Here is an 11659-nt window from a genome sequence, read left to right as displayed (position 1 = left end):
GAAGTTGCTCGTTTTCCTTGACACGCGCGGCGCGATGGCCGGCGGTGGCGCGTCCGTCCGCCCAGTCGGCGCTTTCCAGTGCCTGGCGGAATTCGCGGACCTCTTCGGCGGAGAAAAGCTCGGGTATTTCGATGACCATCCGGTTTCTTTGCCCAATTATCGGGTGCTGACAATCATCCTGCGCAGGGAATGCCTGAAGCGTCTTCGCGCAAAGCGAAGACGCTTCGATCTTGCGCAAGAAACCCGGCGGACGCGTGAAGCGCCCGCCGGGCCGTTGGGACCTGGATTACATCTTCGCGGACAGGGTCAGAACCGCCGCGCGGCCGTCGCCCGGCGTGGCCCAGCCCACGCCGTTGCCGCGGATGCGGGTGTAGTAACGCTTGTCGCCGATGTTCTTGACGTTGATCTGTGCTGAGAAGTTGGGCGAGAAGTCATAGGCGAGATAGGCCTGGTGGATCAGGAAGTCGTCGGACTTGACCGCCGCTACCGCAGGTGCCGTCGCAGTCGCCGGGGTGGCGGTGGAAAGCAGGAAACTGCCCTGGTAGGTCAGGCCGTAGCCGATCGTGAGGCCGAACGGCAGGCGATAGGTGGTGAACAGGCTTCCCGAATTCTTGGGCGTGGCCGGAAGGTACTGACCTGCTCCCGGATTGGGGTTGGCTGCCGAGTTCGTGCAGGTGCCGCTGCCCGGGTTGGCAAGGCAATTGTCCGAAACCGACTGGAGCAGTTCGGAATCGAGGTAGGTGTAGTTCGCCGTGATCGTCCACGCCGAGGTGATCTTGCCCGAGGCGCCGAGGGCGATACCGTCCACTCGCGACTTGCCGTCCAGTTGCTGGTTGGGGACGGTCGGGTCGCCGGAGACGACGGCGTACTTGTCACGCTCGTTGCGGAAGGCCGAGGCTGTAAGCAACAGGCCGCCGTCGAAGAGTTCGCCCTTCACGCCGATCTCGTAGTTCTTGGCCGATTCCGGATTGATGTTGCAGGTCGTGTTGACCACGCCCGGCGTATCGGCCGTGCACGATCCGTTGACCGAGTTCTTCGACGGGGTGCGCGAATTGCCGTAGGCCGCATAGATGCTGACCTCTTCGACCGGCTTGTAGTTCAGGCCCACGCGATAGGAGAACAGCGTGTCCGCATTGCGCGCCTTGGCGCCTGCCGCCGTGACCTGGCCGAGAGCGACAGGCACGCCGCCCACGACACAGCCGCCCACCGTGGTGCAGATCGTATCCGCCCGGCTGGTGCCGACGTTGCGCTCGAGACGGGCACCGGCGCTGAGTTCGAACTTGCCGAGCTTCATCGTGTCGAACAGGTAGCCGGCGACATTAGTCTGCTCACCCATGGTGTGCCCGCCGCGAATGAAGTTCACCGGGCCTACGTAGACGTTGTTGCCATAGGTGAAGTAGGGGCTGGCCGGGCCGGGCACCACCTCGTTGGGATTGTCGATATTGACCAGCGGGTAGCGGGTATAGGTTACCGATCCGTCCGCGCCGCGCAGGGAATTGCCGGTGAAGAGGTCGTACTTTTCCCAGGTCAGCGCACCGCCCAGGTTGATCGTGTGCTCGATTGCGCCGGTGTTGAACACCGCCCTCAGGTCGAGCTGGTCGAACATCAGCTGGTTGCGGGTATCACGGGTATTCCCGCGGGGGCCGCCGATCAGGTAGTAGTCTGCGGGCAGCAGCACGTTGTTGGTGACGCCTCCCGTGCCGACATTCACCGTGCAGGCACCGCCTTGCGGGGTCAGGCCATTGGCGAGGCAATAAGTGCCCTGCGGCGGGCTGACGAGCGTGAGCTGGCGGGAATCCTGCCACCGGGTGAGGTTGCGGATGGACACCGTATCGCTGAAGTCATGTTCGAAGATCGCGGTCACCTGGTCGACGTTGATGCGCTGCTTGTCGACGTTGCGATAGCCGAAATAGTCGCTGCGGTGGACGCCCGGCAGGATGTCGCCCCGATAGTACGGCACGCCATACTGGGGGATGTTGTTGTCTTCCTGGTGATTGTATTGGAGCGTCAGCCGGGTTGGGCTGTCGATGCCGATGGTGAGCGACGGCGCGACACCCCAGCGACGATAGTCCTCGACATCGCGGCCGGGCACGTCGTTGCGGTGCCACATCGCGTTCAGGCGGAAGGCAACGAGATCGTTGACGCGCTTGTTGAGGTCCACCGTGGCACGATAATAGTTGTCGGTGCCGATGCCCGCCGTGGCGAGATAGGCGTCGTCGGCCTTGGGGCGCTTGGTGACGATGTTGATGTTGCCGCCGGTCGAGCCGGCACCCGAGATCACCGAGTTGGCGCCGTTGGTGACTTCGAGCTGTTCGAGATTGTAGGAGTCGGTGCGGGTGATCTGGGCGCTGTCGCGCACGCCGTCCACGGTGATGTCGTTGCTGGCGCTATAGCCGCGGAAGGTGATGTTGTCGCCGGGGCCGACGCCGCCCTCACCCGCGCCGAAAGTGATGCCGGGCACGGTGGACAACACGTCGCGCAGGGTAAGCAGGTTCTGCTGCTCGATCACTTCGTTGCTGAGAACGGTGATGGTCTGCGGCGTATCGAGCACGGAGCGCGTGCGCTTCGGCGATTCCAGCTTGCGGCCGGGCTGCTCGTCGATCGCCGTATCGCTAACGGTTACGCCGCCCAGCACGCGGGACGGTTGCGCGTCCTGTGCATGGGCAACGGTGGGAGCAAGCGCCGGAGCGATACAGGAAAGCGCCAGGAATGTGCGCCGCGCAGACACGGCAGAAGGCCTGAAAGACATATTTTTTCCCTCATGTTTGGATGTCCCTTGGGGTTTCCGATAATGAGAGTCATTCGCATTCGCAATATGCTTTGTTACAATTGTCGCAGCTTTATTGCAGCATCGTGTGCACGTTGATTACGAGCGGGCATCGGTTTGCTTCATGGTTCCATCACCAGTCGGCCGAGGGCGGGACTGATCCATTCCTCGAAGCTGTTCCCGGTGCGGAAAATCGCACGAACGGCAAGATTCCGCGCCGTGGCGAGCGCGCGAAGGGCAGGGGGAGCCTCCACGGTGAGGGCTGTGGCCCAAGCGTCGGCCAGCATGGCGGAAGGATGGAGCACACTGACCGACAGGGCGTGTTCGACCGGACTGCCGGTTCGCGGATCTATGGTGTGGCGACCGCGCACATAGTCGCCGGAGGTGGCGACCCCGAGTTGGTGCAATGCAATACGGAAGGCGGGGATCGCGGCGGCAGGGGTTTCGAGGTCCACCCACCAGGGATCGCCATCGGGCCTGATGCCGGCACCCACAAGTTCGCCGCCGATCTCAACCAGGAAATGATTGCAGCCGTGCCCGCGCAGAAGGGCGGCAAGGGCATCGACGGCGTAACCCTTGGCAATTCCGGAGAGATCCAGCCTCAGTCCGCCGGGTTGCAGCAGCCGCCGTCCTTCCGGATCGACCGTCAGGCGATGCCGACCCGACAGGGATCGGGCTTTGGCGAGGTCGTCTGCGCCGGGCGGTCCTTCGGTCGGAACAGGACCAAAGCCCCATGCGTCGACCAGCGCGCCGATGGTAGGATCGAATGCGGATCCGGTGATGTCGGCGATGGCAAGCGCGGCCGTCATCACCGCCGCGAAATCGGCGGGCAAATCGATCCAAACGCCGGGCGCGGCACGATTGAACCGGCCCAGAACCGAGTCCGCGCGCCAGTGGCTCATTTGTGCGACTATGTCCTCGAGGCGCGCTTCTATCGCCCGGAGGGTCAAACCCCGATCGAATCCGCCGGGAGCCGCAAGCCGCAGGCGCCAGCTGGTGCCCATGGTCTCACCGCCCAGTTCCACGATCGGGGCGTCCTGACGCCAGTCGGCCAGGGCTTCGCGATCGATTTCGAGCGGGACGGCGAGACGCATGGAATTACCCGGTTCGTGCGAAGCGCCGGGCAGATCAGGGCGCCACGACTTCCACGGTGGCCGTGTAGCTCATCCGGCGTTCGGTCGCGCGCTTTTCGCTGGGCTTGTGGTCGGAAGCGCTGGCATTGATCCAGTACATCCCGGCAACTGGCCACTTGACATGGAGCACGCCGTCGGCGCCGGTCGTAAGTTCCTGCGCCTGTTCGGCCTCGCGGAACTTCTTGCTGCCCGGCACCACCGTAACCTTCACGCCGGCGGCGGGTTTGCCGTCGATCAGGAAGCGGAACTGGCCTTCCTCGTTCGAGACGAGTTCGTCGGGATGGCTGATCGGATCGATTTCCAGGCCTTTGCCGGTGGGCGTGAACACCGTCTTGGTGGGCGCGTCCGAAGTGACGTAGACATAATTGCCGGATTGAACTTCGGTCAGCTTCACGTCGGTGGCATTGGCCGGGATGTCGGCGACCGTGGCAACATTACGAGCCTGAGCGCCGCCGGGAGCAGTCGCGGCCATCGGGCGACCGCGTCCGCCAAGACGCCAGTCCTCGCCGTTCACCTTGAAGCTGCCCATGACGGCCGACCGCTGGGTTCCGATCTTCCAGGTGCCGGGCTTGTCGATCTTGACGTCGAACGTCGAGCGATAGCGACCGGTGGCGGGGTTCTCCAGCTTGCCCTGGCTGCCGTCCGGCGTCCACACCGTGACCTGATCGGGGCTCATAGGGAAGTGATCGGGGTAGAACAGGTCATTGGAAACGGCTGCGTCGACCGTCACATATTCGCTGGTTCCGGCGAGGGTCGTGGTGGAGGGCAGCAGCCATTGACGATGGGCCGAAGCGGGGGAAGCCAGGACTGCCGCAAGCGCTGCGGATGCGATCAGGATAGGGCTGTAGCGCATGGAAAATCCTTGAGGTTCGAAGTTCAAGCTTCTCAAAAAACAGGAATAGTAGATCGTCCCATCAACGGATGGTAATGGCGCCCAGTTCGCTGGTGCCCGAAGCGGAGCCGCCCTTTTTCACCGGAACGGTTACGGGAACCGAGACGAGTTCGCGGCCACCGGTTTCGCGGGCGGCTTCCACCTTGAGGACATATTGTCCTGGCGCGAGATTGGCGGGGAGCGGGATCTGGTAGGTGCCGGGTGCGCGCGTGGCGCCGCTCAGGCCGTCCGCGGGGAGTTGCATGGACCGGCCGCCCTTGCGCCACCAGGTGCGGAGATCCGCCAGCCACTTGGTTCCCGGCTCACGACCGGCCTTCTTGACATCGTACCAGACGAAGATGGTGCGAGCGGCGCCGCCCGTTACGGGTTCCAGCCAGCCGACGACGTAGGGGCGATGGTATTCCGCGACATTGACGCGCGGGATCGTCACGCTGACCGTAGCGGCGGCCGCCGGTGTGGCGAGGGTTCCGGCAACGAGCGCCGGGGCCAGAAGCGGAAGCGCGGGCAGTACCTTCGATGTCGTCATCGGTGCCTTCTTGTCTCAGTGGATGAATATAAGAGCGATCGCGAGCGGGATTAGCAGGCTCAGCCCCACCAGCGGCCAGGTCGACGGCCGGTGCTTGGCGTGGAGTTGCAGCAGGAACAGGCCGGTCACGGTGAACACGATGCAGGCCGCCGCGAAGAGATCGATGAACCAGAACCAGACCGAGCTGGTGTTGCGGCCCTTGTGCAGGTCGTTGAGATAGGAAACCGTGCCGCGGTTGGTCGCCTCGGCAGAGACCGCACCGTTGGAGCGATCGATGCTGACCCAGGCGTCGCGGCCCGGCCCCGGCATGGCGACGTAGACTTCGTCTTCCGCCGACCAGTCGGCAGCAAAGCCGGCAGGGTCAAGCGGCACGACAGCCGCGACCGCTTTCGCCAACTCCGCCGGGAGGGGCGCCGTGCTGTCTCCGGCAGGCGGCAACTTGCGCAAAAGACCCGGCGCTATCCGCCCTTCGCTCTGCACGACCTTGGGCTCGGCGCCGATGGAGGCGGCATGATTGAGCGTGATGCCGGTGATGGCGAAAAGGAACATGCCTGCCAGCGAAACCGCCGCGCTTACCCAATGCCAAGTGTGAAGCTGTTTCAGCCAGAAGGCACGAGCCTTCTTGTTCTTCTTTTTGGCGGGGGCTTTGCGGGCAGGGGGCGGAACCGTGGTCCGCTCGCTGGGCTGGAGGCGCGATGCGGCCGGTGCGCGCTCCGCACTTTCCAGCACATCGATGCTTCCGCTGTTACCGCCCACTCGCACGTATCCCTGATGGCGGGGGCGCGCGCCGTTTCACGGACAAATCGGTCCGGCCCCCTTGATTGGAGGCCATTACCGGAAGTGCGAATGCCTCGCAATAACAAAGACGGATATTCGCTATAAGGATCGTCTATGCGAATGCGGCCGGCAACCGGATGCCCGGTTGCCGGCCGCCAATGGCAAAAAATTGGCGCGGTGGCGCGCGGTCAGCCGCCAACCGTCAGCATGATGGCGCCCCGTGCAGGCACGGTGTAGCTGGCGGGCAGGCTTCCAGCCTTGGCACCAGTCCACAGATCCTCGACCTGGGAAACGCCTGCAAGTCCCGCGTCAGCCGGTGTCAGCGCCAGTGAAGCTGCTGCATCGCCTCGATTGAACAGGGCGAGTGCGACACGCCCGTCGGCAAGAGGCTTGGCCCAGACCTCCATGGAGCCCGCCTTGCGCACCGCCTTGCCCTGCACGCCCTTCGCGTCCTGGTCTACGGCGATGACGCGCTTGTTGGTCAGCATGGCCAGCGTCTCGGCGCTGGTTTCGCGCAAGTCATGGCCCATCATCAGCGGCGCGGCAGACATGGCCCAGAGCGTCATGTGGGTGCGGTACTCGTCCGTGCTCATGCCGCCATTGCCGACTTCCAGCATGTCCGGATCGTTCCACCCGTGCGGACCGGCCCAATCGGGATTGCCGTTCTTGTCGAAGCCGATCTTGGCCATGGTCGGATAGTCGTCGGTGATGTCGCCCGTCGTGCGCCAGAGCTGGCCGCCGACGTCGCGGCCCCAGCTGCCCACATCGAAGCGCCCGTATTCGCAGAGCGAGAAGATAAAATCGCGCCCGGTCGCCTGAAGCGCGGCGCCCATCTCGTAGTAGCTGCGCTTCACGGTATCGGCATCGGCATAGAACCATTCGCCGGAGCAGAGGTCGTACTTCAGATAGTCGAAGCCCCAGTCCGCGTAAGTCTGCGCGTCCTGCTTCACATGGCCGTAGCTGCCCTCATAACCGGCGCAAGTGCGCGGGCCTTGCGAGGAATAGATACCGATCTTCAGACCTTTGGAATGGACGTAGTCGGTCAGCGCCTTCATGTCGGGGAACTTCTCGTTGGGCTGGAGCACGCCCTTGGCATCACGCTTGCCTTGCCATCCGTCATCGATGTTGATGTAGAGGTAACCGGCATCGCGCAGGCCGCTCGAGACCATCGCGTCTGCCTGTGCGCGGATGGTCTTGTCGTCGATGTGCTCGGCGAATTTGTTCCAGCTGCTCCAGCCCATCGGCGGGGAGGCGGCCAGCGTCTTCGGAATCGGCGCCCCTAGCGGGGCCAGGGTCGAGAACCGGAAAGCGCGGGCCTTGGCGTCCTTCGCGGTGCCTTTCCGACCTTTGCTGTCGATTTCGGATTCCCAGATCCGGCCTTTGAGATGCGCCTGGCCATTTTCCAGCGCAACGCTCCAGGAACGGGTGAGGTGCTCCTTGTCGTTGATATTGCGGGCTTCGAACCGGAGTTCGCCATTCTCGACGCGGGGGTTCATCATTTCGACCGGCCCGTACCACTTGGTGGTGACGGTGCCGGCGATCTTACCGCCCTTCGAACCGACTTCGACCATCGTCACGCCCGGGTTGGGAGGGGCGTCGTCGAACAGCCAGACGCCGTCATAGGCGGTCTTGGCAAGGGCGGGCGTGGCAGGCGAAAGGGCCGTGCCGAGCAGAGCGGCGGCCAGAACGAAGGCGCGTTTCATCGCGATCTCCTTGGATCTTGAAAAAGAACGGTTTGGAAAGGGTCTGGTACTTGCCGGTCAGGCTGCCGCCGCCTCGCGGCCAGCCTCGCTGCGCGAGCGGCCGTAGAGGAAGTAGACCAGCAGACCGATGACGTTCCAGGCGCCGAAGCGAACCAGCGTGCTCTCGGGCAGGCTGAGCAGCAGGTACACGCAGCCCAGGATCGTCAGCGTACCGACCAGGAACGGCTTGGGGCACTTGAACAGGCGCGGCAGTTCCGGCGCGCGGCGGCGCAGGATCATCAGGCAGGCGCCGACCGAGATGAAGGCGATAAGGGTGCCGGCATTGGCCAGTTCGGCGATCTCGTCGAGGCGGAAGATACCGGCGACGACGGCGATCGAGATGCCCGTCATCAGGGTGATGCGGGTGGGGGCGCCGGTGCGCGGGCTGATCTTGGCGAGGCTGCGCGGCAGCAGGCCGTCACGGGCCATGACGAAGAACACGCGGCTCTGGCCGTACATCATGACGAGGATGACCGAGGGCAGGGCAAGCACGGCGGCGAAGGCGATCAGGTGCGCGGCGACCGGCTGGCCGAGCTGGCGCAGCACGAGTGCAAGCGGCTCGGGCGAGTTGGCAAGCTGCTGGAAAGGCAGGGCGCCGATCGCGGCGATCGCCACGGCCATGTAGATCACGGTGCAGACGACCATCGAGCCGACGATGCCGATGGTGAGGTCGCGGCCGGGATTCTTGGCTTCCTCGGCCGAAGTGGCGACCGCGTCGAAGCCGTAGAACGCGAAGAAGACGATGGCGGCAGCGGCCATGACCCCGCGCTTCTGGCCTTCGATCTCGGTGCTGGCGAAACCATAGGGCATGAAGGGATCGAGATTGCCGCCCTGGAAAGCGGGCAGTGCCATGACGACGAAGATGGAAAGCGCGACCAGCTTGATGATGACGAGCACGATGTTCAGCGTCGCGCTCTCACGCGTGCCGGCGATCAGCATGCCCATGACGGCGAGCGCTACCAGGACAGCGGGCAGATTGACGAGACCGCCGCCGTGCGGGCCGACCAGCAGCATGTGCGGCAGGTGTATGCCTGCGGACTCTATCCAGCCGACCAGATAGCCAGACCAGCCTACCGCCACCGTCGAGCAGGCGAGCGAGTATTCGAGGATGAGGCTCCAGCCTACGATCCAGGCGATCGTCTCGCCCATGGCGGCATAGGAAAACGTATAGGCGCTGCCTGCTGCCGGGATCATCGTCGCCATTTCGGCATAGGCGAGCGCGGCGCAGGCGCAGACGGCTCCGGCAATGGCGAAGGCCAGGATCACAGCCGGGCCGGCGCGCTCGGCGCCGACGCCCGTAAGCGTGTAGATGCCGGTGCCGACGATGGCGCCGACGCCCAGTGCAATCAGGTGAGGCCAGCTCAGGGTCTTAGCCAGGGAATGCCCGGAGTCGCGCTGTGACAGTTTTTCTATGGATTTACGCGGTCCGAACATGGATTCCCCTGATTATTTTTGTCTCAGCCTGACTGGCTGGCGGTAAAATGAGCGCGCAAGTCGTCGAGCGTGCTGGCGATGTGCTGGGTGAGCATGCTCTGCACTTTGGCCGCGTCTCCGGTAAGCCAGGTGTCGAGCAGTTCACGGTGTTCGGTATGGGCGCGGTCGCCACGGCCCGCAGGTTCGAGGTGCGCGATCACGTAGCGCTCCGCGAGCACTTCGAGGCGCTCCACGAGTTGCGTGGTGAGCAGGCGCTTGCCGGGGCGCACCAGTGCGACGTGATATTCGCGGTTGCGCACGGCGACATCGCTGAGGTTGTCCTTGGCGGCGGCGTCCAGAACCTCGAAAGCGTTAACGGCGGCCTTGCGATCGTTCTCGTCGGCAACCGTGCAGGCATAGGCCGCGGCTGCGGGTTCGATGGCCAGACGCAGGAGGTAGATTTCCTCTGCCTGGTCGCTCGACATCGGACGGACGAACCATCCCCGGTTGGCCTGGCTGGTCAGCAGGCCTTCATGTTCCAGTCGGGCGAGTGCTTCTCGCAGCGGGATCTTGCTGACGCCAAGCTCGGCTGCCAGTGCATCCTGCCTCACCGGCTCCATCACGGGCAGCTTTCCTTCGACGATCCTTTCCCGGATTACGTCGAAAATGCGTTCGGCAAGGGTGCGGACGACGATTGTCACCAGTGTATCTCCATATACGTCTCGATGGCGCAGGGCGCCTCCGATCTAACGTATACGGTAGATGATCGTAAAAGGTGCTGCAATCCGACCTTTTCTAATGCGCTATTGCGTTTTTTTAATCGCAACCCGTCACCACGCTGGCGAACCGAAGCGCTGCCAATGCTGTGGATCGAGACGTTCATGCGCGGTGCGAAGCCTTGTGAAGACGGGCGGTGATTGATATATGGTATACGATATAGTCTGACTTATGCAACGGAGTTTTTGTGAGGTCCATTGGAATCGTCGGTGGCGGAGTAGTCGGGCTCTGCGCGGGCATCGCCTTGCTCGACGCGGGACATCAGGTCGCGATCGTCGACGACGACATGGAAGGCCGGGCGGCATCCTGGGGTAACGCGGGCCATATAGCGGTGGAGCAGGTCGAGCCGCTTGCCTCGATGGAGATGGTGCGCAGCCTGCCCCGGCGCCTGTTCCTGCGCGGCGGGCCGCTGGGCTTTCCGCCGTCTGCCGTGGCCGAATGGGTGCCGTTCGGCCTGCGCCTCCTGGGTGCTGCCCGCCCGGCCCGGTTTCGCAAGGGCTGCGAGGCTCTGTCCCCCTTGCTCGCGGAGTCGATGCCGGCATGGATTTCGCTGGTCGAGCGGATCGGTGCGGCGGAGCTTCTCAGGCAGAATGGCCATTTCGTGCTCTGGCACGGCGAACGCGCCGCGCGCGAGGGGAAAACCTCATGGCTGACTGCCGAGACCGGCAGCGCCCGGGTTCATGCCGCGAGCGATGCGGAGCGTGCCATGCTCGCGAGGCTGGGCCGAGAGCCGGTGGCCGATGCCATCCGCTTTTCGGGCAGCGGCCAGATTGCGGATCTGGGCGAGTTGCGGCAGGCGCTCAGGAACGCGTTCACCGAACGCGGCGGCACCATCGTGGCGCAGCGCGGCGAACTGCGCGCTGCTGGCGGACGTGTCGAAATCGCCGGTGTCGATGCAGAGCAGGTGCTGGTCTGCGCCGGAGTGCGTTCGCGCGAACTGATGGAACACGTCGGCCACAAGGTGCCGATGATCGCCGAGCGCGGTTATCATATTCGCGCCGATGCCAACCACCTTGAGGGAAAGCATTGGCCCGCCGATCTTCCGCCGGTGGTGTTCGAGGAGCGATCGATGATCGTCACCCGCTATCGAAACGAGGTGCAGGCCGCCAGCTTCGTCGAACTCGGCAAGGTCGATGCCCCCGCCGACCCGCGCAAGTGGGAGCGGCTGGAGCGTCACGTTGCCGAATTGGGCCTGCCGATCGCAGGGCCGTTCCGCCGCTGGATGGGCTGTCGTCCCACCTTGCCGGACTACCTTCCCGCTATCGGACGCTCGACGAAGGCATCGAATCTCTTCTATGCCTTCGGGCATCAGCACCTCGGGCTTACTCTGGCGCCGATCACGGCGCGATTGGTGGCCTCGATGGTCGGGGGTGGGCAGCCTGAACTGCCGCTCGCTCCCTTCGACATTCAGCGTTTTGCATAAAGGAATACAAGGATGATTGGCGGATCGACCGCAGAGATCGAACTGGCCGGCCTCACCGCCTGGGCTGATCGCGCCCCGGCCATTGCCGTGGCCGAGCGCGAGGCGCGGATGACGCGGGCCCAGGAACTGACCGAAAGGCTCGGCGCCGATGCCCTGCTGGTGAATGCGGGCGCTTCGCTGCGTTATTTCTCGGGCCTGCCCTGGGGCCA

At 64.2% G+C, this 11659-nt stretch carries 10 protein-coding genes and 1 pseudogene; 2 read left to right on the top strand and 9 right to left on the bottom strand.

Going from position 1 to position 11659, the window contains the following annotated elements; all coding sequences use genetic code 11:
* From RT424_RS20385 to RT424_RS20345, 9 genes and pseudogenes are all read right to left on the bottom strand, one after another.
* Positions 1–238: pseudogene (locus RT424_RS20385) on the bottom strand (hypothetical protein); the annotation flags it as partial.
* 48 nt (positions 239–286) lie between these two features.
* Positions 287–2749, bottom strand: a complete 2463-nt coding sequence (locus RT424_RS20380; RefSeq protein WP_313441977.1) for a TonB-dependent receptor — start codon at positions 2747–2749, stop codon at positions 287–289.
* 140 nt (positions 2750–2889) lie between these two features.
* Positions 2890–3861 (bottom strand): FAD:protein FMN transferase, encoded by a 972-nt coding sequence (locus tag RT424_RS20375; RefSeq protein WP_313441975.1) that lies wholly within the window; start codon positions 3859–3861, stop codon positions 2890–2892.
* 34 nt (positions 3862–3895) lie between these two features.
* Positions 3896–4753 (bottom strand): DUF4198 domain-containing protein, encoded by an 858-nt coding sequence (locus tag RT424_RS20370; RefSeq protein WP_313441973.1) that lies wholly within the window; start codon positions 4751–4753, stop codon positions 3896–3898.
* A 61-nt stretch (positions 4754–4814) separates the two neighbouring features.
* The gene (locus RT424_RS20365; RefSeq protein WP_313441971.1) at positions 4815–5318 is read right to left on the bottom strand and encodes a DUF2271 domain-containing protein; all 504 of its coding nucleotides are present in this window, start codon (positions 5316–5318) and stop codon (positions 4815–4817) included.
* A 15-nt stretch (positions 5319–5333) separates the two neighbouring features.
* Positions 5334–6074 (bottom strand): PepSY-associated TM helix domain-containing protein, encoded by a 741-nt coding sequence (locus RT424_RS20360; RefSeq protein WP_313441969.1) that lies wholly within the window; start codon positions 6072–6074, stop codon positions 5334–5336.
* Between the two features lie 209 nt (positions 6075–6283).
* Positions 6284–7798 (bottom strand): glycoside hydrolase family 27 protein, encoded by a 1515-nt coding sequence (locus RT424_RS20355; protein WP_313441967.1) that lies wholly within the window; start codon positions 7796–7798, stop codon positions 6284–6286.
* A 57-nt stretch (positions 7799–7855) separates the two neighbouring features.
* Positions 7856–9271, bottom strand: a complete 1416-nt coding sequence (locus RT424_RS20350) for an amino acid permease (protein ID WP_313441965.1) — start codon at positions 9269–9271, stop codon at positions 7856–7858.
* 23 nt (positions 9272–9294) lie between these two features.
* The gene (locus RT424_RS20345; protein ID WP_313441963.1) at positions 9295–9951 is read right to left on the bottom strand and encodes a GntR family transcriptional regulator; all 657 of its coding nucleotides are present in this window, start codon (positions 9949–9951) and stop codon (positions 9295–9297) included.
* A gap of 263 nt (positions 9952–10214) precedes the next feature.
* On the opposite strand from RT424_RS20345, the gene RT424_RS20340 reads away from it, so the two are divergent.
* The gene (locus RT424_RS20340; protein ID WP_313441961.1) at positions 10215–11450 is read left to right on the top strand and encodes an FAD-binding oxidoreductase; all 1236 of its coding nucleotides are present in this window, start codon (positions 10215–10217) and stop codon (positions 11448–11450) included.
* A 12-nt stretch (positions 11451–11462) separates the two neighbouring features.
* Positions 11463–11659, top strand: a 197-nt coding sequence (locus tag RT424_RS20335; RefSeq protein ID WP_409521557.1) for an aminopeptidase P family N-terminal domain-containing protein, incomplete at its 3' end; no start/stop codon positions are given.

It is taken from the genome of Novosphingobium sp. (assembly GCF_032093395.1).
In the GTDB taxonomy this organism is placed as follows: domain Bacteria; phylum Pseudomonadota; class Alphaproteobacteria; order Sphingomonadales; family Sphingomonadaceae; genus Novosphingobium.
The sequence above is the reverse complement of the archived record's forward strand: the minus strand, read 5'-3'. Positions and strand labels throughout refer to the sequence as shown.

Excerpts from the sequence above, each read along its gene's own strand:
- RT424_RS20380 (WP_313441977.1), bottom strand. The coding sequence starts at position 2,749 with ATGTCTTTCAGGCCTTCTGCCGTGTCTGCGCGGCGCACATTCCTGGCG.
- RT424_RS20375 (WP_313441975.1), bottom strand. The coding sequence starts at position 3,861 with ATGCGTCTCGCCGTCCCGCTCGAAATCGATCGCGAAGCCCTGGCCGAC.
- RT424_RS20370 (WP_313441973.1), bottom strand. The coding sequence starts at position 4,753 with ATGCGCTACAGCCCTATCCTGATCGCATCCGCAGCGCTTGCGGCAGTC.
- RT424_RS20365 (WP_313441971.1), bottom strand. The coding sequence starts at position 5,318 with ATGACGACATCGAAGGTACTGCCCGCGCTTCCGCTTCTGGCCCCGGCG.
- RT424_RS20355 (WP_313441967.1), bottom strand. The coding sequence starts at position 7,798 with ATGAAACGCGCCTTCGTTCTGGCCGCCGCTCTGCTCGGCACGGCCCTT.
- RT424_RS20350 (WP_313441965.1), bottom strand. The coding sequence starts at position 9,271 with ATGTTCGGACCGCGTAAATCCATAGAAAAACTGTCACAGCGCGACTCC.